General features: G+C 64.6%; 24 protein-coding genes. 10 read left to right on the top strand and 14 right to left on the bottom strand.

The features are described 5' to 3' along the window. Positions 1-179: 179 nt before the first annotated feature. The 3 genes from ACQR07_RS34100 (at position 180) to ACQR07_RS34090 (ending at position 5,153) form a co-directional block, all read left to right on the top strand. Positions 180-2,123, top strand: a complete 1,944-nt coding sequence (locus ACQR07_RS34100; RefSeq protein WP_434906425.1) for a PrkA family serine protein kinase — start codon at positions 180-182, stop codon at positions 2,121-2,123. Between the two features lie 217 nt (positions 2,124-2,340). Continuing rightward, entirely contained in the window at positions 2,341-3,618 is a 1,278-nt protein-coding gene (locus tag ACQR07_RS34095; RefSeq protein WP_434906424.1) for a YeaH/YhbH family protein, read from the top strand. Beyond that, positions 3,615-5,153: a SpoVR family protein gene (locus tag ACQR07_RS34090; RefSeq protein WP_434906423.1), complete on the top strand. Its 1,539-nt coding sequence runs from the start codon at positions 3,615-3,617 to the stop codon at positions 5,151-5,153. Before ACQR07_RS34095 ends, ACQR07_RS34090 begins: the two co-directional genes overlap by 4 nt. A 15-nt stretch (positions 5,154-5,168) precedes the next feature. Here ACQR07_RS34090 and ACQR07_RS34085 read toward each other — a convergent pair whose 3' ends face one another. Continuing rightward, positions 5,169-5,579 (bottom strand): VOC family protein, encoded by a 411-nt coding sequence (locus tag ACQR07_RS34085; protein ID WP_434906422.1) that lies wholly within the window; start codon positions 5,577-5,579, stop codon positions 5,169-5,171. A 329-nt stretch (positions 5,580-5,908) separates the two neighbouring features. Between ACQR07_RS34085 and ACQR07_RS34080 the strand changes: the two genes are divergently transcribed. Next, positions 5,909-7,174: a TMEM143 family protein gene (locus ACQR07_RS34080; RefSeq protein ID WP_434906460.1), complete on the top strand. Its 1,266-nt coding sequence runs from the start codon at positions 5,909-5,911 to the stop codon at positions 7,172-7,174. Positions 7,175-7,404: 230 nt separating this feature from the next. Here ACQR07_RS34080 and ACQR07_RS34075 read toward each other — a convergent pair whose 3' ends face one another. The 10 genes from ACQR07_RS34075 to pqqA all read right to left on the bottom strand — a co-directional run bounded on the left by ACQR07_RS34075 (position 7,405) and on the right by pqqA (position 18,126). Next, the gene (locus tag ACQR07_RS34075) at positions 7,405-8,460 is read right to left on the bottom strand and encodes a 2-oxoacid:ferredoxin oxidoreductase subunit beta (RefSeq protein WP_434867497.1); all 1,056 of its coding nucleotides are present in this window, start codon (positions 8,458-8,460) and stop codon (positions 7,405-7,407) included. Then, positions 8,457-10,307 (bottom strand): 2-oxoacid:acceptor oxidoreductase subunit alpha, encoded by a 1,851-nt coding sequence (locus ACQR07_RS34070; RefSeq protein ID WP_434867496.1) that lies wholly within the window; start codon positions 10,305-10,307, stop codon positions 8,457-8,459. Before ACQR07_RS34070 ends, ACQR07_RS34075 begins: the two co-directional genes overlap by 4 nt. Continuing rightward, entirely contained in the window at positions 10,277-12,076 is a 1,800-nt protein-coding gene (locus ACQR07_RS34065) for an FAD-dependent oxidoreductase (protein ID WP_434906421.1), read from the bottom strand. The genes ACQR07_RS34070 and ACQR07_RS34065 overlap by 31 nt, the downstream gene beginning before the upstream one ends. A 484-nt stretch (positions 12,077-12,560) precedes the next feature. Beyond that, entirely contained in the window at positions 12,561-13,229 is a 669-nt protein-coding gene (locus ACQR07_RS34060; protein ID WP_434906420.1) for a hypothetical protein, read from the bottom strand. Between the two features lie 151 nt (positions 13,230-13,380). Further along, on the bottom strand, positions 13,381-14,370 hold the full coding sequence (gene pip, locus ACQR07_RS34055; RefSeq protein WP_434906419.1) for a prolyl aminopeptidase: 990 nt from the start codon (positions 14,368-14,370) through the stop codon (positions 13,381-13,383). Beyond that, positions 14,363-15,559 (bottom strand): pyrroloquinoline quinone biosynthesis protein PqqE, encoded by a 1,197-nt coding sequence (pqqE, locus tag ACQR07_RS34050; RefSeq protein WP_434906418.1) that lies wholly within the window; start codon positions 15,557-15,559, stop codon positions 14,363-14,365. The genes pip and pqqE overlap by 8 nt, the downstream gene beginning before the upstream one ends. Then, on the bottom strand, positions 15,556-15,864 hold the full coding sequence (pqqD, locus tag ACQR07_RS34045; protein WP_434906417.1) for a pyrroloquinoline quinone biosynthesis peptide chaperone PqqD: 309 nt from the start codon (positions 15,862-15,864) through the stop codon (positions 15,556-15,558). The genes pqqE and pqqD overlap by 4 nt, the downstream gene beginning before the upstream one ends. Positions 15,865-16,109: 245 nt before the next feature. Beyond that, positions 16,110-16,865, bottom strand: a complete 756-nt coding sequence (gene pqqC / locus ACQR07_RS34040; RefSeq protein ID WP_210261728.1) for a pyrroloquinoline-quinone synthase PqqC — start codon at positions 16,863-16,865, stop codon at positions 16,110-16,112. A 20-nt stretch (positions 16,866-16,885) separates the two neighbouring features. Then, positions 16,886-17,815: a pyrroloquinoline quinone biosynthesis protein PqqB gene (gene pqqB / locus ACQR07_RS34035; RefSeq protein ID WP_434906416.1), complete on the bottom strand. Its 930-nt coding sequence runs from the start codon at positions 17,813-17,815 to the stop codon at positions 16,886-16,888. Positions 17,816-18,045: 230 nt separating this feature from the next. Then, on the bottom strand, positions 18,046-18,126 hold the full coding sequence (gene pqqA / locus ACQR07_RS34030; protein WP_012029362.1) for a pyrroloquinoline quinone precursor peptide PqqA: 81 nt from the start codon (positions 18,124-18,126) through the stop codon (positions 18,046-18,048). A 303-nt stretch (positions 18,127-18,429) separates the two neighbouring features. Between pqqA and ACQR07_RS34025 the strand changes: the two genes are divergently transcribed. Beyond that, positions 18,430-18,690 (top strand): DUF6894 family protein, encoded by a 261-nt coding sequence (locus ACQR07_RS34025; protein WP_434867489.1) that lies wholly within the window; start codon positions 18,430-18,432, stop codon positions 18,688-18,690. Positions 18,691-18,754: 64 nt separating this feature from the next. On the opposite strand, the gene ACQR07_RS34020 is transcribed toward ACQR07_RS34025, so the two are convergent. After that, positions 18,755-19,189: a group III truncated hemoglobin gene (locus ACQR07_RS34020; protein WP_434906415.1), complete on the bottom strand. Its 435-nt coding sequence runs from the start codon at positions 19,187-19,189 to the stop codon at positions 18,755-18,757. 61 nt (positions 19,190-19,250) lie between these two features. After that, positions 19,251-20,354 carry a lactonase family protein gene (locus tag ACQR07_RS34015; protein ID WP_434906414.1) on the bottom strand — a complete coding sequence of 368 codons (1,104 nt, stop codon included), beginning with the start codon at positions 20,352-20,354 and terminating at the stop codon, positions 19,251-19,253. A gap of 369 nt (positions 20,355-20,723) precedes the next feature. Here ACQR07_RS34015 and ACQR07_RS34010 point away from each other — a divergent pair, with 369 nt between their 5' ends. From ACQR07_RS34010 to ACQR07_RS33995, 4 genes are all read left to right on the top strand, one after another. Further along, the gene (locus ACQR07_RS34010; RefSeq protein ID WP_434906413.1) at positions 20,724-22,118 is read left to right on the top strand and encodes an amidase family protein; all 1,395 of its coding nucleotides are present in this window, start codon (positions 20,724-20,726) and stop codon (positions 22,116-22,118) included. Then, positions 22,118-22,594: a glutathione peroxidase gene (locus tag ACQR07_RS34005; protein WP_434906412.1), complete on the top strand. Its 477-nt coding sequence runs from the start codon at positions 22,118-22,120 to the stop codon at positions 22,592-22,594. Before ACQR07_RS34010 ends, ACQR07_RS34005 begins: the two co-directional genes overlap by 1 nt. Next, positions 22,591-22,839 carry a DUF3297 family protein gene (locus ACQR07_RS34000; protein WP_434906411.1) on the top strand — a complete coding sequence of 83 codons (249 nt, stop codon included), beginning with the start codon at positions 22,591-22,593 and terminating at the stop codon, positions 22,837-22,839. Before ACQR07_RS34005 ends, ACQR07_RS34000 begins: the two co-directional genes overlap by 4 nt. Before the next feature lie 535 nt (positions 22,840-23,374). Next, a complete protein-coding gene (locus ACQR07_RS33995; RefSeq protein ID WP_434906410.1) occupies positions 23,375-24,430 on the top strand; it encodes a hypothetical protein in 1,056 nt (351 codons plus the stop codon). Between the two features lie 117 nt (positions 24,431-24,547). Here the strand turns inward: ACQR07_RS33995 and ACQR07_RS33990 are convergent, their stop codons facing one another. Further along, positions 24,548-25,174: a hypothetical protein gene (locus ACQR07_RS33990; protein WP_434906409.1), complete on the bottom strand. Its 627-nt coding sequence runs from the start codon at positions 25,172-25,174 to the stop codon at positions 24,548-24,550. A gap of 445 nt (positions 25,175-25,619) precedes the next feature. Here ACQR07_RS33990 and ACQR07_RS33985 point away from each other — a divergent pair, with 445 nt between their 5' ends. Beyond that, positions 25,620-26,084, top strand: coding sequence for a DUF2269 family protein (locus tag ACQR07_RS33985; RefSeq protein ID WP_434906408.1), 465 nt, complete (start codon positions 25,620-25,622; stop codon positions 26,082-26,084). Positions 26,085-26,246: the final 162 nt, after the last annotated feature.

Genomic DNA, 26,246 nt, shown 5'->3' with positions numbered 1-26,246 from the left:
GAGCGAAGTGCATGTTCATAGGGCATATGCTGCATGCACTTGGCGTTGCGGAGAAGGATGAAGAGGGTGCCCAATAGGGGCTAGCACGCTTCACTCTGAGTCGGTTCGGGATCAGTAGGAACGTACTAAGATCTCGACCCGTTGCCACAGGTGCGGCGGAACCTACGTGGAGAGGGATCATGTACAACGATTCGTTGTTCAACGCGTTCGCGAGGTCGTTCGAGGCTCGAAGCCAGACCGACATGTCGATGCAGGAATATCTGGAATCGTGTCGAACCGACCCGATGCGATACGCGAACGCCGCTGAGCGACTACTAGCTGCGATCGGTGAGCCTCAAATGATAGACACGGCCAAGGATCCACGCCTTGGCCGTATTTTTTTGAACCGCACGGTTCGGCTGTATCCAGCCTTCGCGGGCTTCTACGGCATGGAAGACACGATCGAGCGCATCGTCGGCTTCTTCCGCCACGCCGCCCAGGGCCTGGAAGAGCGCAAGCAGATCCTCTATCTCCTCGGCCCGGTCGGCGGCGGCAAGTCCTCGCTCGCCGAGCGGCTGAAGCAGCTGATGGAGACGCATCCGATCTACGTGCTGAAGGCAGGCGATGAGTTGAGCCCGGTCTTCGAATCGCCGCTCGGCCTGTTCGATCCCGACACGCTGGGCCCGATGCTCGAGGAAAAGTACGGCATTCCGCGTCGCCGCCTGTCGGGCCTGATGAGCCCGTGGTGCTACAAGCGGCTCGAAGCGTTCGGCGGTGACATCTCCCAGTTCCGCGTCGCCAAGATCCAGCCGTCGCGGCTGCGCCAGATCGGCATCGCCAAGACCGAGCCGGGCGACGAGAACAACCAGGACATCTCGTCACTGGTCGGCAAGGTCGACATTCGCAAGCTCGAGACCTACGCGCAGAACGATCCTGACGCCTACTCCTACTCGGGCGGCCTCAACCGCGCCAACCAGGGCATTCTCGAATTCGTCGAGATGTTCAAGGCGCCGATCAAGATGCTGCATCCGCTGCTCACGGCGACGCAGGAAGGCAATTACATCGGCACCGAAAACATCGGCGCCATTCCCTATAACGGTGTCATTCTGGCACACTCCAACGAGGCGGAGTGGCAGAGCTTCAAGACCAACAAGAACAACGAGGCCTTCATCGACCGCATCTGCGTCATCAAGGTGCCGTACTGCCTGCGGACCACCGAAGAGCGCAAGATCTACGAGAAGCTGATCCAGGGCTCAGAGCTGGCCACCGCGCCTTGCGCGCCGGCCACGCTCGATACGCTGGCCCGCTTCTCGGTGATGTCGCGGCTGCGCAAGCACGAAAACTCGACACTGTACGCCAAGATGCGGGTGTATGACGGCGAGAGCCTGAAGGAGTCCGACCCCAAGGCGCGCAGCGTGCAGGAATATCGTGACGCCGCCGGCGTCGACGAGGGCATGGACGGCATTTCGACGCGCTTCGCGTTCAAGGTGCTGGCCGCGACCTACAATCATGACACGTCGGAGGTCTCCGCCGACGCCGTTCATCTGATGTATGTGCTGGAGCAGTCGATCCGGCGCGAGCAGCTGCCGGAAGAGATCGAGAAACGCTATCTCGAATTCATCAAGGCCGATCTGGCGCCGCGCTATGCCGAGTTCATCGGCAACGAGATCCAGAAGGCCTATCTCGAATCCTATTCCGATTACGGCCAGAATCTGTTCGACCGCTACGTCGACTACGCCGACGCCTGGATCGAGGACCAGGACTTCAAGGATCCCGATACGGGACAGCTGCTCAACCGCGAGCTGTTGAACCAGGAACTGACCAAGATCGAGAAACCGGCGGGCATCGCCAACCCGAAGGACTTCCGCAACGAGGTTGTCAAGTTCTCGCTGCGCTCCCGGGCCCAGAACGGCGGAAAAAATCCGTCCTGGACCTCCTACGAAAAGATCCGCGAGGTCATCGAAAAGAGGATATTCTCACAGGTCGAAGACCTTCTGCCGGTCATCTCCTTCGGCACCAAGAAGGACGGTGAGACCGAGAAGAAGCACGACGATTTCGTCGCGCGCATGGTCGAACGCGGCTACACCGAGCGGCAGGTCCGCCGGCTGGTCGAGTGGTACATGCGGGTGAAGCAGGCCGGTTGATCGTGCGCGGCGCCGATGTTTGACTGCATGTGCTACAGGCCATCGGTCTGACCTCGGCGCCAAGGCAACACACGCGAACCGTTCGACGCTTCATCGGAGGGCGCCGGACAGGCGAGGGATGCCGGTGCAGCGTCGGGTCTGACGCCGCACCGTGGCATCGCGGCGGGGGAGAGCAGGAGCAGAAGCCGCTGCAGCAGGAGGCGTAGCAAACGTGGTCATGCACATCATTGATCGGCGCCTGAACCCGGGCGGCAAGAGTCTCGAAAACCGCCAGCGGTTCTTGCGCCGGGCCAAGGCGCTGGTTCAGGGAGCCGTGAAGAAGACGTCGCAGGACCGCGACATCAAGGACGTGCTCGAAGGCGGCGAGGTCTCGATTCCGCTCGATGGCATGGACGAGCCGCGCTTCCGCCGCGAAGGCGGCACCCGCGACATGGTGCTGCCCGGCAACAAGAAGTTCGTCGAAGGCGACATCCTGCCGCGTTCCGGAGACGGCAGCGGCCGCAAATCGGGTCCGGGGCAGGGCGACAGCGAGGACGCCTTCCGCTTCATGCTCAGCAAGGAGGAGTTCGTCAATCTGTTCCTCGACGACCTCGAGCTGCCCGATCTCGCCAAGCGCAAATTCGCCGAGGCGGAGAGCGAGGGTTTGGTGCGTGCGGGCTACTCGACGTCGGGCTCGCCGGCCAACATTTCGATCAGCCGCACGGTCACCCGGGCGATGGCCCGCCGCGTCGCCTTGCGCCGGCCGCGGCCGGAAGCGATCGCCGAGCTGGAAGCCAGGATCGCGGAGGAGACCGACGACGACAAGAAGGCTGCGCTGGTCGCGGAGCTGGAAGCCCTGAAGGCCAAGGCCAAGCGCATTCCGTTCATCGATCCGATCGACATCCGCTACCGCCGCTTCGAGGCGGTGCCGAAGCCGATCGCGCAGGCGGTGATGTTCTGCCTGATGGATGTCTCCGGCTCGATGTCGGAGCACATGAAGGACTTGGCAAAACGGTTCTACATGTTGCTTTACGTGTTCCTGACCCGGCGCTACCGCCACGTCGAGATCGTGTTCATCCGCCACACCGATCGCGCCGAGGAGGTCGACGAGCAGACCTTCTTCTATGGCCCGGCTTCCGGCGGCACCCTGGTGTCGAGCGCGCTGCAATGCATGCACGACATCGTCCGCTCGCGCTTCCGGCCCTCGGACTGGAACATCTACGCCGCGCAGGCCTCCGACGGCGACAATGCCACCTCGGATTCGGAGAACGTCGCGCGCCTCCTGACCGCCAACATCCTGCCGGTGTCGCAGTTCTTCGCCTATCTCGAGGTCGGCGAATCCGGCACCTACTCGTTCGAAATGCCGGACTCGTCGCTGTGGTCGCTGTATGAGCGCCTTCGCGCCAATGGCGAGCCGCTGTCGATGCGCAAGGTGCGGGACCGCAGCGAGATCTTCCCGGTGTTCCACGACCTGTTCCAGCGCCGCGGGACCTCGCAGGAGAGGGCGGCGTCATGAGCGGGCTGCTGTTCGAAGGCGCGGACTGGAACTTTCTCACCCTGCAGCGCATCCACGATGCCTGCGAGAGGGTGGCGCAGAAGGAGCTCGGGCTCGACACCTATCCGAACCAGATCGAGGTGATCACCGCCGAGCAGATGCTCGACGCCTATTCCTCGGTCGGCATGCCGCTGTTCTACAAGCACTGGTCGTTCGGCAAGCACTTCGCCTATCACGAGGCCTCCTACCGCAAAGGCCTGATGGGCCTCGCCTACGAGATCGTGATCAACTCTTCGCCGTGCATCTCCTATCTGATGGAGGAGAACACGGCGACGATGCAGACGCTGGTCATCGCGCACGCCGCGTTCGGCCACAACCATTTCTTCAAGAACAACTACCTGTTCAAGCAGTGGACCGACGCCGACGGCATCCTCGACTATCTCGATTTCGCCCGCGGCTACATCGGCCAATGCGAGGAGCGGTTCGGACGGCTGGCGGTCGAGCACACGCTGGACGCGGCGCATGCGCTGATGTCGCACGGCGTCGACCGCTACCCCGGCAAGAAAAAGCTCGACTTCCGCGAGGAGGAGAAGCGCGCCGGCAAGCGCCGCCTTTACGAGGAAGGCACGTTCAACGACCTCTGGCGCACGGTGCCATCAGGCCCGGTCAAGACCAGCGCGGTGCTCAACGTCGAACGGCGCAAGGCGCTGCTCGGCCTGCCGCAGGAGAACCTGCTCTATTTCCTGGAGAAGACCGCGCCGCGGCTGGCGCCCTGGCAGCGCGAATTGCTGCGCATCGTCCGCCACATCGCGCAGTATTTCTATCCGCAGGGCCAGACCAAGGTCATGAACGAGGGCACGGCGACCTACGTGCATTATCGCATCATGAACCGGCTCCATCAGGACGGCCGCCTCACCGACGGCAACTTCCTGGAATTCCTGCAGTCGCACACCAACGTCGTGTTCCAGCCGCAGTTCGACGATCCGCGGTTCTCCGGCTTCAATCCCTATGCGCTCGGCTTTGCGATGATGCAGGACATCGAGCGCATCGTGAAGGATCCGACCGAGGAGGACCGCGAATGGTTCCCGGACATCGCCGGCACCGGCGATGAGATGGCGGTGCTGCGCGACGTCTGGGCCAATTATCGCGACGAGAGCTTCATCAGCCAGTTCCTCAGCCCGGCCCTGATCCGGCAGTTGCGGCTGTTCCATCTGCACGACGATCCGGCCGAGCGCGCCGGCATCCTGGTTGATGCCATCCATGACGAGCGCGGCTATCGGCGCATCCGCCGCGAGTTGTCGAAGCAGTACGATGTCGGCTACATCGACCCGAACATCGAGGTGGTCGACGTCGATCTCGCCGGCGATCGCCGCCTGATGCTGCGGCATACCGTGGTCAAGGGCGCGCAGCTCAATGAGACCGACACCAAGCGCGTGCTGCAGCACCTTGCCGACCTCTGGAGCTACGACGTGCAGCTGACCGAGGTCGACGCCGCTACCGACAAGGTGCTGAAGGAGTACGTGCTCAATCCCCGGATACAACCGGCGGCCGCCTAGCGCGGCCGCCAGGCATTAGATCTCCGCGTATACTTCCAGCAGGTTTCCATCGGGATCCCGGAAGAACAGCGTTCGGTGGCCGAAGGGCTGGTCCGTCGGCGGCTCCATGAGTGCGATGCCCTTGCCGGTCAGTTCGGCCGCACATCGGTCGACGTCCTCTCGCGATACTTTGAACGCCAGCTGAAGCGAGGCGCTGCCCTCAGGCGTCGCCTGGTCCGATGCCAGCCGCTTCGGTCGGGCGAGCGCCAGCGTGTTGGGGCCGACCTGATACTCGATCCAGCCCTGCGACAGCTCGCGCGCGACTGGGAAGCCCAGCACGTCTTCGTAGAAGCTGCGCATTCCAGGCCAATCGCGCACGAGGATGATCGTATAGTCGATGGCACGAATGGCGTTAAAGGCGGACTTGATCTCCGGAGTGCCAGTCATGAACGTTCTCCCTGTCTGTGAGGTCACCCTAGCCGATAGAGATGAGGCTCGTAGCAAAACCTCTTTTCGTCATGGCCGGGCTTGACCCGGCCATCCATCTTTTCGCCAAGTGGATGGATGGCCGGGTCAAGCCCGGGCATGACGAGTGAGAACAGCGGTCCCCGTCGACCTGGCGTTAGGCGCAGACCGGGCATCGCCTTGCGCCTCCGTAACGGGCCCAGCATTCGGCGAGTGGCGCTAGCCGGCTGAGCCCGCTATGTTGCGGGGAGCCACCCGGCCGCAGTAGCTGGATTGGCTGTTGAGAACGTTACAAGTCGGGCGTGGCGCGCGTGGTTGGACCAGGGGAGACGACGAGCCGGCGGGACCGGTTCATTCCGATACGCAAGTCCGACGTCCTCGACGCCGTGATCGCGCATGGCGGCCTGGATGAGGCCCAGTCGGCCGATCTGCGCGAGCTTACGCGCATGCTCGGCGCCCTCCTGCATCACGAATATTTCGACGAGCTCGACCGGCTGCGCGATGCCTATTTCGACTTCGATCCCGAGGTGCCCGCCGGGCGCCATCATTCTCCCGAGGAGCTCGACACCGCCTATCACAACCTCACCGACGAATTCGTCCGGGTGCTGGGCGAGGCCAATTTCATCGAGATCCCCCATGACGAGATCGAGCGCGCCTTCAACGAGCACGCGCTGGTCAGGGTCAAGCTGAAGGCGCCGATCTCGGACTACCGGTCCGTCCGGATGTTCCGGCGCGGCCAGCACCAGGAGACGATCGAGGTGCCAGCGCTGTATGGCCTGCGGCGGCGGAGGCAGGAGATCGAGGTCTATGACGACATCCTGCTGATGGTCGCGACCAGGCCCGACGAGCCGGCCCAGAAGAAGCGCAAGACCGCCGCCTGGCGCGGCCGCAACAAGCTCCGCGGCGGCGCGGTGCTGTTCAAATATTTTCGCCACATCGCGCGCTTCGATCTTGAGGCGCTGCTGCCGAACGTCCGCGTCGTCATGGGGCTGCGCGAGCAGCTCACGCTCGGCGTGCCGGCGCTGGTCGGCGGCGTGCCGATCCTGCTCAAGCTCGCCTCGACGCTCACGGTGCTGTTCATCGTCGCCGGCTTCTATCTCGGCCTCAGCGGCACCGCTCACGACAACGACACCGAGCAGGCGCTGGCGGCGCTGTCCGGCCTGTTCGCGCTCGGCGCCTTCATCCTGAGGCAATGGGGCAACTTCCACCGGCAGTCGCTGATCCATCAGAAGCAGGTCACCGACAACATCTACTTCCGCAACGTCAACAACAATTCCGGCATCTTCAACTACCTGATCGGTGAGGCCGAGGATCAGGACTGGAAGGAGGCGGTTCTGGCCTATGGCGGCCTGCTGCTGGCATCGGTGCCGCTGAGTCGCGCCGCGCTGGGCGGCCATGTCGAGGAGCTGTTGCAGCAGATGTTCGGATTGGCCCGTGCGTTCAATGTCGATGAGGCATTGATCAGGCTGCGGGAGTTCGGCCTTGTCACCGGGGACGACGAAGCGCTGTCGGCGCTGCCGCTGCGAGAGGCGATCGTGCAGCTCGAACACGTTTGGGCGAATGCGCTGCGGAAGTGAGGGCGGGGCCTCATGGTTCTCAAGGCGATGCGATAGCATCGCCTGAACGCGCCGCCATGCAGGCTGCGGACAATGGCGCGACCGGTGACGCGGCGCTCCTCACCATGAGGCGTGACAGCGAGGCTCCCGCCAAGCAGGCGCCACACACTCCGCCCTCGTCCTGAGGAGCCCGCCGGAGGCGGGCGTCTCGAAGGACGGCTACGGGGAAGCCGTCATCACAGCTGTACGCCCTAGCGCAGGCTGGCGTTGAGCTTGTCGAGCACCGACTGGCCCGGGCAGAGATCCGCGGCCTCCAGCCGGTTCAACGGCCGCTCCACCGTGTTGAGGTGGCTGTGCAGGTCATCGGCCTCGGGATCGACGTAGAGCAGGCCGGTCACGATCTGGCCCTGCGCGGAGTGCCTCTGCAGGAAGGTCATCGCGCCGAGCCGGTCGTGCGGATCGTAGTCGGCGTCGAGCTTGCGCAGCGCCAGCCGCGAGCCGTCGTGCTGCTCGACGATCTGCACCGTGCCCGGATCCTGGTCGATCTCGATCGGATCACGGCCGGTCAGCACGTCGAGCCGGTTCACGGCATCGTTGTGCTCGCGGACGTAATCGAAGCTCTTGGTCGAGCCGGCGTGATTGTTGAAGGCGATGCACGGGCTGATGACGTCGATGAACGCCGCGCCCCTGTGCCGGATCGCGCCTTCGATGATCGGCACCAGCTGTTTCTTGTCGCCGGAGAACGAGCGCGCGACATAGGTCGCGCCCAGTTGCAGAGCGATGCCGACGAGGTCGATCGGATTGTCGGAGTTGGTGACGCCCTTCTTGGACTTGGAGCCGCGGTCGGCGGTCGCCGAGAACTGCCCCTTGGTCAGGCCGTAGACGCCGTTGTTCTCGACGATATAGGTCATGTTGACGCCGCGGCGGATCGCGTGCGCGAACTGGCCGAAGCCGATCGAGGCGGAGTCGCCGTCGCCGGAGACGCCGAGATAGATCAGCTCGCGATTGGCGAGATTGGCGCCGGTCAGCACCGACGGCATGCGGCCGTGCACGGTGTTGAAGCCGTGCGAATTGCCGAGGAAGTAGTCCGGCGTCTTCGACGAGCAGCCGATGCCGGAGATCTTCGCCACCCGATGCGGCTCGATCGACAGCTCGAAGCAGGCCTCGATGATCGAGGCCGTGATCGAATCGTGGCCGCAGCCGGCGCACAGGGTCGAGATCTTGCCCTCGTAGTCGCGATGGCTGTAGCCGAGCGCGTTCTTCTTGATCCCGGGATGCTGGAATTTCGGCTTTGCGATGTAGGTCATGAGACGGCCTTGCGGAGCGGGGTGACCTTGATCTGGTCTTGATGGGTCCCGATCGCATCCGCGATGAAGCGCGCGGTGATCGGGGTGCCGTCATAGTGCAGGATCGGCACCAGGCGCACGGGGTCGATGCCGTTCTCGGTGACGATCAGCTGGCGTAGCTGGGCGTCGCGGTTCTGCTCGACGACGTAGACGAAGTCGTGCTCGGCGATGAAGCTCGCCACGCTTGAATGGAACGGGAAGGCGCGGATGCGGAGACGGTCGAGCTGGTGGCCGCGGGCCTCCAGCAGTTCGATCGCCTCGTCCATGGCCGGCGCGGTCGAGCCGAAATAGATCACGCCGTATTTGGACGGCTTGGCCGCGTTGGCCTGCAGCGGACGCGGCACCATGTCCTGGGCCGTCTGGAACTTGCGCAGCAGGCGCTGCACGTTGTCGGCGTAGACGGCGCCTTCTTCCGAATAGCGGGCGTAGCGGTCGCGCGACGTGCCGCGGGTGAAGTAGGAGCCCTCGGTCGGATGCGTGCCGGGATAGGTGCGGAACGGGATGCCGTCGCCATCGACGTCGAGATAGCGGCCGAACTCGCGGCCTTCGTCGAGCATCTCGGCGGTCATCACCTTGCCGCGGTCGTACTGCCGGGAGTCGTCCCATTTCAGCGGCCGGCACAGCCGCTGGTTCATGCCGATGTCCAAATCGAGCATCAGGAAGACGGTGGTCTGCAGCCGCTCGGCGAGATCGAACGAAGCGGCGGCGAATTCGAACGCCTCAGCCGGATCCTCCGGGAACAGCATCACGTGCTTGGTATCACCGTGCGATGCATAGCCGCAGGCGATCAGGTCGCATTGCTGTGTCCGCGTCGGCATGCCCGTGGAGGGGCCGGCGCGCTGCACGTTGATGATCACGGCAGGGATCTCGGCGAAGTAGGACAGGCCGATGAACTCGGTCATCAGCGATACGCCGGGGCCTGAGGTCGTGGTGAAGGCGCGGGCGCCGTTCCAGGACGCGCCGACCACCATGCCGATCGAGGCGAGCTCGTCCTCGGCCTGCACGATGGCGTATTTGGCCTGGCCCGTTTCCGGATCGTGGCGCAGCTTCTTGCAGTGATTGGTGAAGGCCTCTGCCACTGAGGACGACGGCGTGATCGGGTACCAGGCGCACACGGTGGCGCCGCCATAGACGGCGCCGAGCGCGGCGGCATTGTTGCCTTCGAGGAAGATGCGGTCGCCGACCTTGTCGGCCTTCCTGATGCGCAGGCCGATCGGGCATTTCAAATTCTGCAGCGCCCAGTCGCGGCCGAGATGCAGCGCATGGACGTTGGAGGAGAGGAGCTTCTCCTTGCCCTTGTACTGCTCGCCGATCAACTGCTCGATCAGCTTCGGGTCCATCTCGAGCAGCGCGGAGAGGACGCCGAGATAGATGATGTTCTTGAACAGCTGGCGCTGGCGTGGATCCGAATAGGTCGAGTTGGTGATCGCCGTCAGCGGCACGCCGATCACGGTGACGTCGTCGCGGAACTTGGTCGACGGCATCGGCTTGGTCGAATCGTAGAACAGATAGCCGCCCGGCACGATGCCGGCGACGTCCTTGTCCCAGGTCTGCGGATTCATCGCCACCATCAGGTCGGTGCCGCCGCCGCGCGCGCCGAGATGGCCGGCTTCGGTCACGCGCACCTCGTACCAGGTCGGCAGGCCCTGGATGTTGGACGGAAAGATGTTGCGGGGGCTCACCGGCACGCCGTGGCGAAGCACGGCGCGTGCGAACAGCTCGTTGGCGCTGGCCGAGCCGGAGCCGTTGACGTTGGCGAAGCGGACGACGAAGTCGTTTACGCTGCTGAGCGGCGCTTGCTGGGACATGCGTTACCTGCGTGAGTCGTCTCGATGAAATATTTCTGCATGTCCCAGGCACCGGTGGGGCAGCGTTCGGCGCACAGGCCGCAATGGAGGCAGACGTCCTCGTCCTTCACCATCACGCGTCCGGTTTTCAGGTCCGATGACACGTAGAGGTCCTGGTCGGGATGCAGCGACGGCGCCCGCAGGCGCGAGCGCAGATCAGCCTCCTCGCCATTCTCGGTGAAGGTGATGCAGTCCATCGGGCAGATGTCGGCGCAGGCGTCGCATTCGATGCACAGCGTGTTGGAGAACACGGTCTGCACGTCGCAGTTCAGGCAGCGATGCGCCTCACCGAGCGCGAGCTTGACGTCGTAGCCGAGCTCGACCTCGGCGCGGATGTCCTTCAGCGCCACCACCTTGTCACGATGCGGCACCTTGAAACGCTTCTCCTGCGAGACGTCGTTGTCATAGCTCCATTCGTGGATGCCCATCTTCTGCGACGAGATCTCCACCTCGGGCAACGGGCGTTCCGTGATGTCCTCGCCAGAGAGCAGGCGATGGATCGACAGCGCCGCCTCGTGGCCCTGCGCCACCGCCCAGATGATGTTCTTGGGGCCGAACGCGGCATCGCCGCCGAAGAACACCTTCGGGTTGGTGGAGACGAAGGTGGCCGGGTCGACCTTGGGCATGTGCCATTTGTCGAACTCGACGCCGCAATCGGCTTCGATCCAGGGGAACGCATTCTCCTGGCCGACGGCGACCAGCACGTCGTCGCATTCGAACGTCTGGTCAGGCTCGCCCGAGGGCACCAGCGAGCGCCGGCCCTTGTCGTCATATTCGGCCTTCACCTTCTGGAAGGTGACGCCGGTGAGCTTGCCGTTGTCGTGCGTGAAGGCGACCGGAACCAGATAGTTGAGGATCGGAATGTCCTCGTGCAGCGCGTCTTCCTTCTCCCACGGAGACGCCTTCATCTCCTCGAAGCCGGAGCGCACGATGACCTTGACGTCCTCGCCGCCGAGCCGGCGCGCGGTGCGGCAGCAATCCATCGCGGTGTTGCCGCCGCCGAGCACGATGACGCGCTTGCCGATCTTGTCGGTGTGGCCGAACGACACGCTGGACAGCCAGTCGATGCCGAGATGGATGTTGGAAGCGGCTTCCTTGCGGCCGGGAATGTTCAGCTCGCGGCCGCGCGGTGCGCCGGAGCCGATGAAGACGGCATCATAATTGTCGGCCAGCAGCGCCTTGAGGCTGTTGACGCGATGGCCGGCCTTGTAGTCGACGCCCAGGCTGAGCACGTAGCCCGTCTCTTCGTCGATCACGCTGTCGGGCAAGCGGAACTTGGGAATCTGCGAGCGCATCATGCCGCCCGGCTTGGGATCGGCGTCGAACACGGTGCAGTGATAGCCGAGCGGCGCGAGATCACGCGCGACGGTCAAGGAGGCGGGACCGCCGCCCACCAGCGCGATGCGCCGTCCATTCTTGGGGGCAGGGCGCGGCATGCGCTGCTGCACGTCGTCCTTGAAGTCGGCGGCGACGCGCTTCAACCGGCAAATGGCAACCGGGCTCTCCTCGACGCGCCCGCGCCGGCACGCCGGCTCGCAGGGGCGGTCGCAGGTGCGTCCGAGGATGCCGGGGAATACGTTCGATTTCCAATTGATCATGTAGGCGTCGCTGTAGCGACCCTCGGCGATCAAGCGGATGTATTCGGGGACCGGCGTGTGTGCGGGACAAGCCCATTGGCAGTCGACCACTTTGTGAAAGTAGTCGGGCGCCGAGATATCAGTCGCTCTCATTCCTACCCTGTCCGCGCGGCGAACCACGAGCGCGCGGCCTTCCTGACGTGAGGACGACTGATTGTTCAGGATCAGCAGAGGATCGGTAGAGGTCCGGAGCAGGCCCTGGTCGTCGCCCTTCTGTTTTTTGAATGGCTCAATTGAATAGTCATATCAGACTAGAGCCATTCCAAGGCGCACACAAAGGCAAATTTGCAACGCTGCCCCTCATGCACAGTGTGCGGTGCCGCATTGCGGGCGTTCCGCCGCCATGTGTGCGATGCGGTATGGTGGGGATGGCAATGAATTCGAGAACGAAAGAACGAGCCGGGCACACGGGCTGCCACACACTCCGTCGTCATGCCCGGGCTTGACCCGCCTGCGCGGCCGTAGCCGCTTCGGCGCGGCGAAGGCCCGGGCATCCACGTGTCTCCGCGAATGCCGAATGACGTGGATGGCCGGGACAAGCCCGGCCATGACATGTGGAGAGACGCGGGGCTGCAGCTTAGCGCGATGAGATGTCAGCGCGGCTCAGGTCCCACATCAGGCGATAGATCCCGGCGGAGATCTGTGTCGCGAGCGGACCATCGATCGCGGCAAAGCGCGTCGTCATCAGGGTGGCGATGGCGTGGCTGTCGGTGCCGTCGATCAGGATGAACCAGTCGGCATCGCGCGAGCTGGCCGGCAATCCGGCCGCGGGGCCGGAGAGATCGGCGTCGCCTTCGAGCAGATGCATCGAGATGACGCCGCGGAGCTCGCGCGGGTCGAGCTCGATCTGCAACGCCTCGCGCAAGGCCTGGTCCTGGTCCGGCTTCGGCCGCAGCCGGATGATGCCGAGCACGGCACCCCGGCCACAGCCTTTGGAGATCGTGATGCGCGCAACGCTGCGGATCATGTTCTTGAACCGCGCCATCACCGTCGTCGACCATTCCGTCGGTGCCTCCAGCCGCGCGCGATACGGCGCGCTGTCGAGCACGTCAATGCTCTCCGTCGAATACAGAGAGAGATATTTCGGGCTGCCCTGCTCGGCGACATAACGCCGCGCTTCGATGAAGCCGGGAATCGCGACGCGCTCCTCGAGATGTTCGCTGTCGTACCAGCGGTTGAAGTCTGCCTCGTGAGCGGCGTCGACGTTCATCGACGTCAACAGCATGCCTTTGCCGGCGATGGGCATCTCGAAGCCTCCTGGTACGTGGGCTGATCCTCATCCTGAGGAGGACGCCGCAGGCGGCCGTCTCGAAGGATGAGGCCCGAGAGGTCACGGGCCTCATGCTTCGAGACGGCGCTGGCGCGCCTCCTCAGCATGAGGGGAATGAGTGAAGTGTTTAAGGCGCGCTCGTGCGCGTCGCCATATCGCAAATGGCTTTCATGACCGCATCGCGGATGCCGGGGTCATAAAGATTGTGACCTGCGGCTTCAACGACACGGATTTCGGCATCGCGCCACACCTCGGCGAGGCGCGCGGAGGTCGAGGGCGGGCAGAGCAGGTCGTAGCGGCCCTGCACGATGATGCCGGGAATGCCGGCGAGCTTGGTCGCATCGCGCAACAGCTGGTCGGGTGCCATGAAGCTGTCGTTCGAGAAATAGTGCGCTTCCATGAACGGCGTCGCCGGCAGCGCGCTGCCGGAGCGGATGGCGAGCCGGTCGAGCCGGTCGCGCGCGGGCCTGATCTCCGACAGCGCCCGCTCGGTATCGTGCCAGGCGCGGGCGGCCGGGCCATGAATGGCGGGATCGGGATCGAGGATACGGCGGAAATAGGAATCGCAGGGGTCGCTGCGCTCGGCCTCGGGCAGAAACTCGAGAAAGTCGCGATGCAGCGCGGGGTGGAAGCGCGCCAGTGTCTCGCCAAAGGCTGTTGCGACTTCTGCGCGCGTACCGAGAAAGGTCGCGCGCAATACCAGGCCCAGCACGCGCGAGGGATGGGCCTGTGCATAGGCCAGCGCCAATGTCGCGCCCCAGGAGCCGCCGGCGACGATCCAGCGTTCGAAGCCGAATTTTTCGCGGATCGCCTCCATGTCGGCGATCAGATCGGGCAGGGTGTTGTTGTCGCGGCTGCGCGCAGGCCGCGAGCGGCCCGCGCCGCGCTGGTCGAACAGCACGGCATGGAAGCGCTCGGGATCGAACAGCCGGCGATGATCCGGCTGGCAGCCCGAGCCCGGCCCGCCATGCAGATAGATCGCGGGAATGCCGCCGGCGCGACCGCTGCTCTCGACGTAGATCTGGTGACCGCCGGAGACGTCGAGCCATTCCGACGTCAGCGGCGCGAACGGATCGTTACCACGCGCGGCTGCGCGGCCGGCTTCGGCATCAGGCATCGCTGCCGCTCTCCGGCGTGCCGCCCGCGAAGTTGCGATACAGGAAGCGGTCCTGCCCCGAGGCGGCATCGCGCTCGGCCTGCTTGAAGATGCTCTCGTGCAGCGGCGACAGCGTGCAGGCGGGATCGGTGTTCCCTGCATCGCCGGTCAGTGCAAAGGCCTGGCAGCGGCAGCCGCCGAAATCGATTTCACGGAACTCGCAGGATTTGCACGGCTCCTTCATCCAGCCGGTGCCGCGATAACGGTTGAAGGCCTCGGAGTTCTGCCAGATCCAGGCGATCGAGTTGTTCGAGCGCACCGACATGAAGTCGAGCCCGGTGATGCTCTCGGCGGCATGACACGGCAGCACCTTGCCCGACGGTGAGATGTTGAAGAACTGCCGGCCCCAGCCGCCCATGCACTTCTTCGGCCGCAGCGCATAATAGTCCGGCACGACGTAGTCGATGGTCAGCGTGCCCTTCAGCCGCTCGCGGGCGTCCTCGACGAGGCGATCGGTGTCTTCGAGCTGCTGATAGGTCGGCATCAGGCTGGCGCGATTTTTCAGCGCCCAGCCGTAATATTGCACGTTGGCGACTTCGAGCCGGTCGGCGTCGAGATCGACCGCCATCTGGATGATGTCCGGCAGCTGGTGCAGGTTCTGCCGGTGCATCACGGCGTTGACCGTCAGCGGCAGATCGAGCTCCCTGGTCCAGCGCGCGACCTCCAGCTTCTTGGCGTGACCGCCCTTGTAGCCGCCGACGCGGTCGGCGACGACGGGCTCATTGCCCTGGAAGCTGATCTGCACGTGGCACAGCCCGGCATCGGCCAGCTCCTTCAGCCGCTCGCGCGTCAGCAGCACGGCCGAGGTGATCAGGTTGGTGTAGAGCCCGACGTCGTTGGCGTGCTGCACCAGCTCGACGATGTCCTTGCGCGCGGTCGGCTCACCGCCGGAGAAATGTACCTGCAGCACGCCGATCTCGGCGAGCTCGGACAGCACCTTCTTCCACTCGGTGGTCGTCAGCTCCTGCCCGGATTTGTCGAGCTCCAGCGGGTTGGAGCAATACGGGCATTGCAGCGGGCAGCGATGGGTCAGCTCGAGCAGCACGGCCAGCGGAATGCCGTAGGTCTCGGCGATGGAGCCGCGGCGCTCCAGCACGGCGAGCCCGTCATTGCTGTCGATCTGCGGTGTCGTGTCGGAGAGCTCGGTCATGACGTCGTCTCCCGAACCTCGGTGAGAAAACCCTTGTCGGCGAGATCCTGCAGCATCGCGACCACGTCGGTCGCGATGACGTCGCGCGGCGCGGCATATTTGGCCGCCAGCTCGTCGATGATCACGGCGACGCTGCGCGTGCTGTCACACAGCTTGAGCACCTCGACGGCGATCTCGTCCGGCGCCAGTACGCGCTCCGGGGCGAGGATCACCCAGACCTGGCGCGTCTCATCATACTTCAACTTCGTATGCCGCGGCAGCACCACGCGGCTGGCTTCGGTGACCTGGATGTGACGCGGGGCCATGGTGGGTCTCTACACGATAACGGGTGCGTTTGTTGCGATGCCACGGCATCGGCGGTACCCACCCTCCCCTGGAGGGGGAGGGTCGTTGCGCATCGCGCGCGATGCGCAACGGGGTGGGGTGATCTCTCCATTTGCACCGCGGCTGGTGGCTTCACCCCACCCCGCCTCGCGCTTCGCGCGATGCGACCCTCCCCCTCCAGGGGAGGGTGGCACCGGTGCCGCTGAGAGAGCCGCGAAGACCACGCTCACCCCTCCTTCGGCACGAACGCGCCGGGCGGGATGTGGCCTTCGACATACGCGTGATACAACGCGTCGAGCTGCACCCACAGCACGTTGGTCTTGAAGATCAGCGCGTTGCACACCGCGGCGCGCTGCTCCGGCGTCGTGGCGTGCTCCTTGACATAATGCAGCGCGAAGTTGGCATCGCGCGGCGCCTGGGTCAGGCGGCGCTTGAAGTAGCTCATCGTGTCGTTGTTGACGAAATTGTAGTGCTCCAGCATGCCCGAGATGCGCTCCTCGTGGATGCTCGGGGCGAACAGCTCGGTCAGTGACGAGGCGATCGCCTCCAGCGGCGAACGGTCGCGGCAGAAGTGCACATAGGCCTCCACCGCGAAGCGCGTCGCCGGCAGGATGCCTTCGGTGGATTCGACATAGGCCGTGTCGAGACCGAGGCCTTCGGTCAGCTTGATCCAGCGCTCGATGCCGCCCTCGCTGCCGACATCGCCGTCGTGATCCTCGATGCGGTGCCGCCATTCCAGCCGCGTGGCGCGGTCGCGGAAGCGCGTCATCACCATCGCGTCCTTCAGCGGGATCGTCGACTGGTAATAGTAGCGGTTCAGCGCCCAGGCCTGCACCTGGCCCTTGTTGAGCTTGCCGCCATGCAGGAGCTTATGGAACGGATGATGGTTGTGATAGCGCGTCGCCCCGATGTGGCGCAGCGCGGCTTCCAGCTCGCTCGCATTGTTCAGAGTCACGCCGCGTCCGATCGACAGCGCCGTCATCCCGCTCAGATTGACCTCACTCACAGTACGATCTCCATCCCTTCAGCGGGGATTTCCCATCCCTCGCGTTCCAACGTTTGCCGCTCGGGTGAGGCGTGCAGCCACGCCGGATTGGAGTTGTTGATGTGCAGGAAGATCTTCCTGCCGATCGCGAGGTCCGCCAGCCGCTTGATCGCGCCGCTTTCTCCGGACATCGCGATATGTCCCATGCTCTGCCCGGTCTTATTGCCGAGTCCGGCCTGGATCATCTCGTCGTCGCGCCATACCGTGCCGTCGAACAGCACCAGCGGCGCGCCTTGCAATCTCGTTCTCAGATCATCGTCGACGTTGGCGCAGGCGGCGATGACGTAGCAATATCGTCCGCTCGCCACATCCGCGATCTTCAGGCCGAGCGTGTCTCCGGTCGAGGAACTGCCGCCGGGATGCTGCTTGTCGCGCAGATACCAGGCGCTGGTGCCGGACACTGCGAAGGCGGTGACCTCCAGGCCTGACGGGGAGCCGTCCTGCAGCGCGGGGCGGAACGGAACATCGATCTCGATCGGCAGGCGCTTGACGGTCGCGTCCTTCAGTACATCGAAGATGTTGTTGGATCGGAGGATCGCAAGCACCTTGGGGTGCGCATGGATCGAAAACGGCGAGCTCTCGCGCATCGACAGCAGTCCGGTGACCGCATCGATCTCGCCATTGGTCAGGATCACGCCGGCGATCGGGCTGTGCCGTAGCGCGCCCGGCTTCGGATGCAATTGCGGCGTCGAGGTGACCTGCTGGCGCAGGTCCGGCGAGGCGTTGATCAGGAACCAGTTCGCACCATCGGCGCTGACCGCGACGGAGGCCTGGCTGTTGCGGATCTCGGGATGTGAGGTACGCGCGGCACGGCAGACTGCACAGCCGCAGTTCCACTGCGGGACTCCGCCGCCCGCGGCGGCGCCCAGGACGACGAGGCGAAGCATGAGCCGTCTCCTGGAATTCAGCTGTGGTGGCGCACGCGATTACCAGCGGCAGGAAGAGCGGTGGCAGGACGGCTGGATGTCAGCACGATCGGCGGCCGCGAGGTGACGAGGGTGGGACATCGCATCAGCGCATGGGCTGGCACATGCGCGACCGCTGATCCCCACCCTCAAGCGTCGACGTCCGCCCCGAGCGGGATTTGCAGGCGGGACTTGGACGTCACACCCGCGAATTATTTGCGGGCGGCGCAGGCGTACATGTTGATTTCCATGCCGACCGGCACTTCAACAATCTTCGGTGCTTTCCAGGCCATTGTCCTCTCCTTCAAGACGGGACGGTTATCGTCCTCGGATTTAAACTACCGTTCTACGAAAAGTTCGCCAGTGGAATCTTTTTGTTTGAGCTTCTCAGGCCCGCTTATTGCAGTGCGAAGCCGCAGCCGCGAATTGCCCGGGTTTTCGTCGGATCGAGCCGCGAAAACAACGAATTCGTGATCGATGGCTTCGCAACGCCGTCCTGTTCCGCCAATAGCCTTAGGTGGAATGGGCTGGATAAAGCAGTTGTGAGACGTTCGAGCCTTCAAAATCCCAGCGTGTGACCCCATTGGAAGCTGACGATGCCTAGATATTTCTTCAACACACGGATCGGCGAAGAACTGGTCTCCGACACCGACGGCGAGGTGCTGCGCAATCCCGACCGAGCCTGGGAAGTCGCACGCGACATGATCAAGGAACTGCTGCGCACCGAAGGTGGCAATGCGGCGCTGATGACGGCTGTCATCGAGGTCACCGACGAGGAGGGCGAGATCGTGCTCGAGTTTCCGTTCTCCGAGGCGATCTTCAACATGATGCCGGCGCAATCGATGACCCGGCACTGAGCGCTCCGCGCGGCTGGATGGCCGCGCAGCGAACGGTGTGAACGATGTTCCCGGGCTGCCCGGGCTAGACGGAATGACGGGGCCGCACGAGTTCGCCCCGTGTACTGGCGATTCCCATCTCGAAGCTGTCGGCGATGCGCCGTGCCCGGCTGATGAACAGCCCGGCCAGCTCCGGCGCGAAGAGGTCGCGCGCGGTGGCCTCGAACAGCTGCAGCCAGCGATCGAAATGCGGGCTCTGCAGCGACAGCATGAGATGCGGCCGCATCGGCGCGCCGCTGTAGCGGCCGGTCTTCAGCAGCATCGACGACCAGAAATCGCTGATCCGCCCGATATGCTCGTCCCAATCCTCTACGGTGCGGTTGAAGATCGGTCCGATCAGCTCGTCCTCCCGCGCCCTGCCGTAGAACGTCTGCACCATCAGGCGGATGGAGGCGTCATCGAGTTCCGGATGTTGAACCGCGAGCGGATGGCGGTCGGGTTGGGCGGCGGGGCTGCTCATGGCATTGCATATAGGGACTGATCACGCCGATGAGAATGCCGCGCCGCCGCAACCCGCCCGCTCACGGCAGGGTGACGAACTCCACCCAGTTGGGCTTCTTGCCGACCGCATACGACTTCACCTTCTCCAGCGCGCCGCTGGCGGCGTCGATCTTGTACACGGTCATGCCGTTCGACACCTCGCCGACGGCGGCGAGATAGCGGCCTGAGGGATCGATGGCGAAGCCGCGCGGCTGGGTCTCGGTCGGCACGCTGCCGACCAGCGTGAGGCGGCCGCTGGCCGCATCGACCTTGAACGCGGCCAATGTGTTGGAGCCGCGCTCCGAGGCGTAGAGGAACTTGCCATCGGGCGTCGCGTGAAGATCGGCCGCCCAGGGCTTGCCGGTGAAGCCCGAGGGCAGGGTGGTGAGGCGCTGCTGCTCCGTCCAGCTGCCTTTCTCGGCGTCATAGGCATAGACCGCGAGATCGGCGTTGAGCTCGTGCAGGAGGTAGATGAACTTGCCGTTCGGGTGGAAGATGAAGTGCCGCGGGCCGGACTTCTCCGGCGTCTTCACCGTCAGCGCCTCCTTCGCCGTCAGCGCACCGGTGGCAACATCGAAGGCGAAGCCGAGCACCTGGTCGGAGCCGAGATTGGTCGCGAACACGAAGCGGTTGTCGGGCGAGGGCAGGAACGCATGCGCGTTCAGCCCGGTCGGGATCACCTGGCTCGGGGCTGCGACGACGCCATTCGCCTGCAGCGGATTCGCCGCCACCTTGTTGCCGCCATAGGAGGCGCTGAACAGCACCTTGCCGGTGCGGTCGAAGGCGATGTTGGCCATGCTGTCGGCGAGCGGCCCGTTGCCGATGTGCTTGAGCTCGCCGGTCTTGGCGTCGATGGCAAAGCTCTGCGCCTGGAACGGCTGCGAGCGGATGCCTGATATCAGCAGCTTCTTGTCCGGGCTGACCGCGAGCGGGGTCGACGAGCCCGGCTTCTCGACGCCGACGAAGGCGGCGGTCTGTACCGGCGCCATCTCGCCGGAGCTGCCATCGAACTTGAAGACGCTGATGTCGTTGCTGTCGGCATTGCCGACATAGGCGAAAGTCTCGGCGTGGCCCGCGCGCGGCGAGAGCGTGGCCGCGGCGGCGAGGACGAATGTTGCGGCCATGATGGTGCCCGATCTGATCATGCTGGTTTCCCCCTTTTGTGATGTCGTTGATTGAGGTCTTAAAGTCGATTGTGAGGGTTGGCCAAGCCTGATTCCGGATCGATCGATGCAGGTTGGGTATTGATCGGTCGGGCCTGATCGTTGGCCCCTGGACACGTCGCCGTTTTGTTTCTCCGTCATGCCCGGGCTTGTCCCGGGCATCCACGTCGATCAACGGGTGCCGCTCGACGTGGATGGCCGGGACAAGCCCGGCCATGACGCGGAGGAGAGAGCGAGGGGACAACAAACCCATGCGTGTCGCTGCATAAGCCTTTCAGGAGGGCTGCGCGCGGACGGCTTTCTCCCCTCCGGCCCGCACGCTACAACAAGCCCGTCACCACGGAGCCCCTCATGACCGATCTCTGGCGCCTGCCGGCTGCCGATCTCGCCGCCCTCATCAAGTCGAAACAGGTCTCCGCCCGCGACGCCGCGATCGCGGCGCTGGCGCGGCTCGATGCGGTCAATCCGGCGATCAACGCCGTGATCGACCACCGCCCCGGGGACGTGCTGCAGCAGGCCGACGCGATCGACGCGAGGCTCGCGCGCGGCGAGGATCCGGGGCCGCTCGCCGGCGTGCCCGTGACCATCAAGGTCAATGTCGACCAGGCCGGCTACGCCACCACCAACGGCCTCAAGCTGCAGAAGGACGCCATCGCGTCCGCGCACAATCCGGTGGTCAACAATCTCGTCAAGGCCGGCGCCGTGCTGCTCGGCCGCACCAACACGCCGGCGGTGTCGTATCGCTGGTTCACCAGCAACCTCATCCACGGCCATACCAAAAACCCGCGAGACCCCGGCATCACGCCCGGCGGCTCCTCCGGCGGCGCCGGCGCGGCCACCGCCGCCGGCATCGGCCATATCGGCCACGGCACGGATATCGCCGGCTCGGTGCGCTATCCGGCCTATGCCTGCGGCATCCACGGTCTGCGCCCGACGGTCGGCCGCATCCCCGCCTTCAACACACAGTTCCCCGAGCGGCCGATCGGCCCGCAGATCAGCGCCGTCTCCGGCCCGCTCGCCCGCACGATCAACGACGTCAGGATCGCGCTGGCCGCGATGTCGGCGCGCGATGTCCGCGATGTCTGGTGGATGCCGGTGCCGCTCGAAGGACCTGATCTGCCGAAGCGCGTCACGCTGTGCGTCAATCCGGACGGCCTGAACCCCGTGCCCGAGGTCGTCGCCGCGCTGCGCGACGCCGCCAGGCGCCTCGAGGCCGCCGGCTGGACCGTCGAGGAGATCCAGGACACCCCGCCACTACAGGAAGCCGCGCTGCTGCAGACCCGCCTGTGGCTCGGCGACGGCTACGAGGCCCAGCTCGCCGCCGCTGAAAAGGAAGGCGACCCCGGCGCGCTCGCCTGCCTGCGCGGCAACCGTGACAAGGTGCATCCGTTCGATCTCTCGGCGACCTTGGCGCGCCGCGCTGCGCTGACCCGGCAGTGGCTGCTGTTCATGGAGCAGCATCCGCTGCTGCTGCTGCCGGTCTCCGGCCTGCTGCCGTTCGCCGACCAGCTCGACCGCAAGGACGAGGAGTCCTTCCAGCAGGTCTGGCACGCCCAGCTGACGCAGATCGCGATTCCCTTCTTTGGCCTGCCGGGCCTGGTGGTCTCGACCGGCCTGGTCGGCCGCGTCCCCGTCGGCGTCCAGCTCGTCGGCCAGCGCTTTCGCGAGGACATGTGTCTCGCCGCGGGCGAAGCCATCGAGGCCGGCGGCAGGCCGCCGTCGCCGATCGACCCGGTGCTGCGCTGATGGCAAGCATCACCGATTTCACCGCGACCTCGCTCACGGGCGAGGAGGTGCCGCTAAAGCGCTTCGAAGGTCAGGTGCTGCTGATCGTCAACACCGCCAGCGCCTGCGGTTTCACCCCGCAATATCGCGGCCTGGAAGCCCTGCAGCGCGCCTATTCGGGCAGGGGCTTTGCCGTGCTCGGTTTTCCCTGTAACCAGTTCGGCGCCCAGGAGCCCGGCACGGCCGCGGACATCGGCGCGTTCTGTTCGACGAAGTACGATGTCACCTTCCCGCTGTTCGCAAAGATCGACGTTAACGGCGCCGAGGCGCACCCGCTGTACAAGTTCCTGAAGGGCGAGAAGACCGGCCTGCTGGGCTCGGCGATCAAATGGAATTTCACCAAATTCCTGGTCGATCGCCGGGGCAAGGTGGTGGCGCGCCACGCGCCGACCACCACGCCCGAGGCGCTGAAGAAAGAGATCGAGGCACTGCTGTGAGCGACAACAACACCTTCACCTTCCCCGACCGCCTCTCGGTCGATCCGAAGAGCCCCTATTACAACGAGGCGATCCTGTCCCGCGACGTCGGCATCCGCTTCAAGGGCGCCGAGAAGACCAATGTCGAGGAATACTGCATCAGCGAAGGCTGGATCCGCGTCGCCGCCGGCACCGCCAAGGACCGCCACGGCAACCCGCTGACCATCAAGGTGCACGGCCCGGTGGAGCCGTATTTCAAGGATTGAGGGAGAGGGGCGAGCCTCTGTCGAATTGGATCTGAGGTCAGCTTCTCCAGCCTCGCCGTCATCGCGAGCGAAGCGAAGCGATCCAGGGCCGAGCAAGGACTCTGGATTGCTTCGCTTCGCTCGCAATGACGCGGAGAGAGCGCGTTCGACCCCGAGCTGTCATCGCCCGCGGCAGGGATAGTTCCCGCAGCATTTGCGATGGCTGTTGCGAACTCTGCCATATCGTCTCCACCGGTGTCGTCCCGGGCTTGACCCGGGACCCATACTCCGCGCCGGTCGTGGCGTGGCGCACTCTCACGACGAGCCTGCCTCACACGTCTCCCTGTGGTTATGGATCCCGGCGTTCGCCGGGATGACGGCGGGAGAGGGGATGGAGAGAAGAATATTGAGCGTTGCTCAAATTATTTCTTGAACGCCGCTCACGCTCAGCTACACTCACCCTTATCCGCCCCGCCGGCATCGGCCCGCTACGCGCAACGCGATCAGCGTTTGCGCGACCGGACCCGCACGCCGGCGGACCACCCGAGGTAACTCCATGTCCTACTCCGAAACCGACCTCCGCGCCGCCGCCGGCACCGGCGCCATAAGCCCCGACGAGCTGCAACGCCTGCTCGCCTTCCTGCACCAGCGCGCCCCATCCGCCGCTGCGCCCCGCGCCAAATTCGATGCCGCGCATCTGCTCTGGTACGCCGGCGCGCTGATCGTGATCGGCGCCATGGGCCTGTTCTCTACGGTGGCATTCTCGCAGATGGGTGGCCGGGCGCTGACGGCCTGCGCGCTCGCTTATGCCGTCGCATTCGGTTTCGCCGGCAACCACCTCTGGCGCCGGGACCTGCGCGTTCCCGGCGGCCTGCTGATCGCCATTGCCGTGTCGATGGCGCCGCTCGCCGTCTATGGTGTGCAAGAGGAGCTCGGCTGGTGGGGCAGGTTCGGCAAGCCCGGCACGGTTCAGGACTTCTACGTCTGGATCAAGGGCAGCTGGCTGTTCATGGAACTCGCCACGATCGCGGCAGGCAGCATCGCGCTGCGCTTCTACCGCGTGCCCTTCATCTACGCGGTCATCTCGGTGGCGCTGTGGTTCATGTCGATGGACCTGACACCCTGGATCTTCAACGTCAGCCACATCGACTGGGAGATGCGCCGCATCGTCTCGATCTGGTTCGGCCTCGGCATCCTCAGCCTGGCCTGGATCGTCGACTACACCAGCGACAACCGCGACTTCGGGTTCTGGCTGCATCTGTTCGGCCTGATGGCCTTCTGGGGCGGCATCAGCGCCACCGAGGGCGCGACCGAACTCGGCAAGGCGGTCTACTGCCTGCTCAACGTCGGCCTGCTGCTGACAGCCGTCATCATCGTCCGCCGCGCCTACGCCGTGTTCGGCGCCATCGGCATCACGATGTATCTCGGCCATCTCGCCGACGTCGTGTTCAAGAACTCGCTGCTGTTCCCGTTCGCTCTGTCGCTGATCGGCGTCGCTGTCGTCGCGGCGGGGCTGGCGTATCACCGGAAGCAGGGGGCGGTTGCGGCGTGGCTGGCGGCGCACCTGCCGCCGGCGGTGCTGCGGTTGCGGCCGCACGAGGCGGTCGGCTGAAACCTCGGTGACGACCGATGTTGCGGCCGTCCTTCGAGACGCCCGCCGCCGGCGGGCTTCTCAGGACGAGGTCAGTCTCCGCGGCATCAGTCGTCAGTCGATCTCCTCGCTGGCCGATCACAGCGGCTGGATACCATGAAGCTCCAACAGCGCATCCACATATTGTGCGTAGTTGACCGAAGGATCCGCACTTATCGGGTGCTCCCGATGGGCTGCGACGTATTCACGCAGTGAATCCAATCGGCCGAGTCTGATCAGGAAAATCGGCAGGTACATGATGAACGCAGGGGATGCCCTTCTTTCCTCGACGGCTGCGCGCCACATGGCCTCGATGTCGGTGTGCGCCTGAATGTAAGGATATCCGCACGTCCGGATGCAGTGAACGATGTCATCCGCTACGCTTGGCTGCAATGGCTTGCCACTATATGTCCAGGACATCCGCGCCCGGCTGTCCGCGTCTTGTTCGGCAAGCTGCTGCAAGTTGATCATGATCAGGGGCGGTCCATTCTTGCCAGTTTGCCATGGCGCCCCCAGTCGCTTCAGCGCGTCGCTGCTGGCCTTCAGGAGTTCGTCGTTGAAGAGTCCAACCACCGGACCCAGGCTATAGCGTCCAGTATCGATGGTGATCCATCCCCGCCAGGCCCCGCTCCAAGGCTTGACATAGATCCTGCGGGACGGCTGCTTGAACCCATCCTCAGCGAGCGCTTCGGAAATGCGCTTGAATATCTCAATCGATGCCGTCATGGGACAAGCCTTGCCAAGTCGCAGTTCGACCTTCGATCAAGCGCCGCCCCGCGTCGTCCGATCCGCCAACAGCGTTTCGAGCATGTAACGGCACGCTTCATCCTCACTGGCAAACTGGCGAATGCCCACCTGCTTGCCGCGCTCATGATAATAGAAGAGCCAGAGTGGCCCGTCCCGCTCCAGCCTGTACTGCTCTTCGGTGGCCCGGCCCCGTCGATGCTGAATGCGTATCTTGAGATACCGAGACCAGCCACTATGCGTATCAGCTCTGAAGTGTTCAAGGTCATGCACCCTTTGATGACATTCGCGCGCCGGCAAGAGACGTTCGCCCCAACCTTGTCATTCCCTCCGAGCCATTGCATGGTCGGTCGAGAGATGCGTTCTCTCGGCGCGCGCAAGCTGACGGCGACGCTTGATCGAAAAAGACGGGGGGCGATGCCGGTCCATGCTCTATCAGACGCTGACATTGATTCACATCATCAGCTCGACGGTTCTGTTTGGCGGTGGCGTCTTTGCTGGTGTGCTCGGCACGATTGTCTACGGCTCCAAGAAGGCGAGATGGATCGCAGAATTCGGGCCCGCCATCGTCAAGGTGGAGCTCTATCTGACGGTCGTGGCCGCGCTGATCCAGGTGGTCACTGGGTCTTGGATGGCATCGATCGCGGATTATCCGATGTCGACGGGATGGATCGGATGGGCCTTGACGCTGCTTGGCGTGGCGGGGGTCTGCTGGATCGTCGGCGTCCGGCTGCAGCATCGCATGGTCGACCTCTCGAACAAGGCGGTTGCGACCGGCTCGGAACTGCCCGCCGAGTATCACAGGGGATTCAAGATCTGGACCTTCCTCGGCCTCCCGTCGACAGCAGCCATGCTCGGCATTTTCTATTTGATGGTGTTCAAGCCGTCCTGAAAACCTCGGAGCCCGCTGCAGGGGGCGGCCGATGTCTGCGGCGTGTCGAAGCACGTGCATGGGTGAGCGGTGCAGGCCGCGCCGCCATGCTGGACACGCAGCAGCTTCTGGCCAATGCTGTTGTCCGAATGCGACCGGCATCGGTGCCATGAAACTCGATCA

The sequence above is a fragment of the Bradyrhizobium sp. HKCCYLS20291 genome (genome assembly GCF_051167715.1).
Taxonomy (GTDB): Bacteria; Pseudomonadota; Alphaproteobacteria; order Rhizobiales; family Xanthobacteraceae; genus Bradyrhizobium.
Note: the sequence above shows the minus strand (reverse complement) of the source record. Positions and strands in the feature narration are given on the sequence as shown.

Bases quoted from the DNA above. Each gene is read 5' to 3' on its own strand.
- ACQR07_RS34095 (WP_434906424.1), top strand. From the start codon at position 2,341: ATGCACATCATTGATCGGCGCCTGAACCCGGGCGGCAAGAGTCTCGAA.
- ACQR07_RS34005 (WP_434906412.1), top strand. From the start codon at position 22,118: ATGGCAAGCATCACCGATTTCACCGCGACCTCGCTCACGGGCGAGGAG.
- ACQR07_RS34085 (WP_434906422.1), bottom strand. From the start codon at position 5,579: ATGACTGGCACTCCGGAGATCAAGTCCGCCTTTAACGCCATTCGTGCC.
- pip (WP_434906419.1), bottom strand. From the start codon at position 14,370: ATGCCTGATGCCGAAGCCGGCCGCGCAGCCGCGCGTGGTAACGATCCG.
- ACQR07_RS34010 (WP_434906413.1), top strand. From the start codon at position 20,724: ATGACCGATCTCTGGCGCCTGCCGGCTGCCGATCTCGCCGCCCTCATC.
- ACQR07_RS34025 (WP_434867489.1), top strand. From the start codon at position 18,430: ATGCCTAGATATTTCTTCAACACACGGATCGGCGAAGAACTGGTCTCC.
- ACQR07_RS34060 (WP_434906420.1), bottom strand. From the start codon at position 13,229: ATGCCCATCGCCGGCAAAGGCATGCTGTTGACGTCGATGAACGTCGAC.
- ACQR07_RS34015 (WP_434906414.1), bottom strand. From the start codon at position 20,354: ATGATCAGATCGGGCACCATCATGGCCGCAACATTCGTCCTCGCCGCC.
- ACQR07_RS34075 (WP_434867497.1), bottom strand. From the start codon at position 8,460: ATGACCTACATCGCAAAGCCGAAATTCCAGCATCCCGGGATCAAGAAG.
- pqqB (WP_434906416.1), bottom strand. From the start codon at position 17,815: ATGCTTCGCCTCGTCGTCCTGGGCGCCGCCGCGGGCGGCGGAGTCCCG.
- pqqD (WP_434906417.1), bottom strand. From the start codon at position 15,864: ATGGCCCCGCGTCACATCCAGGTCACCGAAGCCAGCCGCGTGGTGCTG.
- pqqC (WP_210261728.1), bottom strand. From the start codon at position 16,865: ATGACGGCGCTGTCGATCGGACGCGGCGTGACTCTGAACAATGCGAGC.
- ACQR07_RS34100 (WP_434906425.1), top strand. From the start codon at position 180: ATGTACAACGATTCGTTGTTCAACGCGTTCGCGAGGTCGTTCGAGGCT.
- pqqA (WP_012029362.1), bottom strand. From the start codon at position 18,126: ATGGCCTGGAAAGCACCGAAGATTGTTGAAGTGCCGGTCGGCATGGAA.
- pqqE (WP_434906418.1), bottom strand. From the start codon at position 15,559: ATGACCGAGCTCTCCGACACGACACCGCAGATCGACAGCAATGACGGG.
- ACQR07_RS34090 (WP_434906423.1), top strand. From the start codon at position 3,615: ATGAGCGGGCTGCTGTTCGAAGGCGCGGACTGGAACTTTCTCACCCTG.
- ACQR07_RS33990 (WP_434906409.1), bottom strand. From the start codon at position 25,174: ATGACGGCATCGATTGAGATATTCAAGCGCATTTCCGAAGCGCTCGCT.
- ACQR07_RS33995 (WP_434906410.1), top strand. From the start codon at position 23,375: ATGTCCTACTCCGAAACCGACCTCCGCGCCGCCGCCGGCACCGGCGCC.
- ACQR07_RS34020 (WP_434906415.1), bottom strand. From the start codon at position 19,189: ATGAGCAGCCCCGCCGCCCAACCCGACCGCCATCCGCTCGCGGTTCAA.
- ACQR07_RS34070 (WP_434867496.1), bottom strand. From the start codon at position 10,307: ATGTCCCAGCAAGCGCCGCTCAGCAGCGTAAACGACTTCGTCGTCCGC.
- ACQR07_RS33985 (WP_434906408.1), top strand. From the start codon at position 25,620: ATGCTCTATCAGACGCTGACATTGATTCACATCATCAGCTCGACGGTT.
- ACQR07_RS34065 (WP_434906421.1), bottom strand. From the start codon at position 12,076: ATGAGAGCGACTGATATCTCGGCGCCCGACTACTTTCACAAAGTGGTC.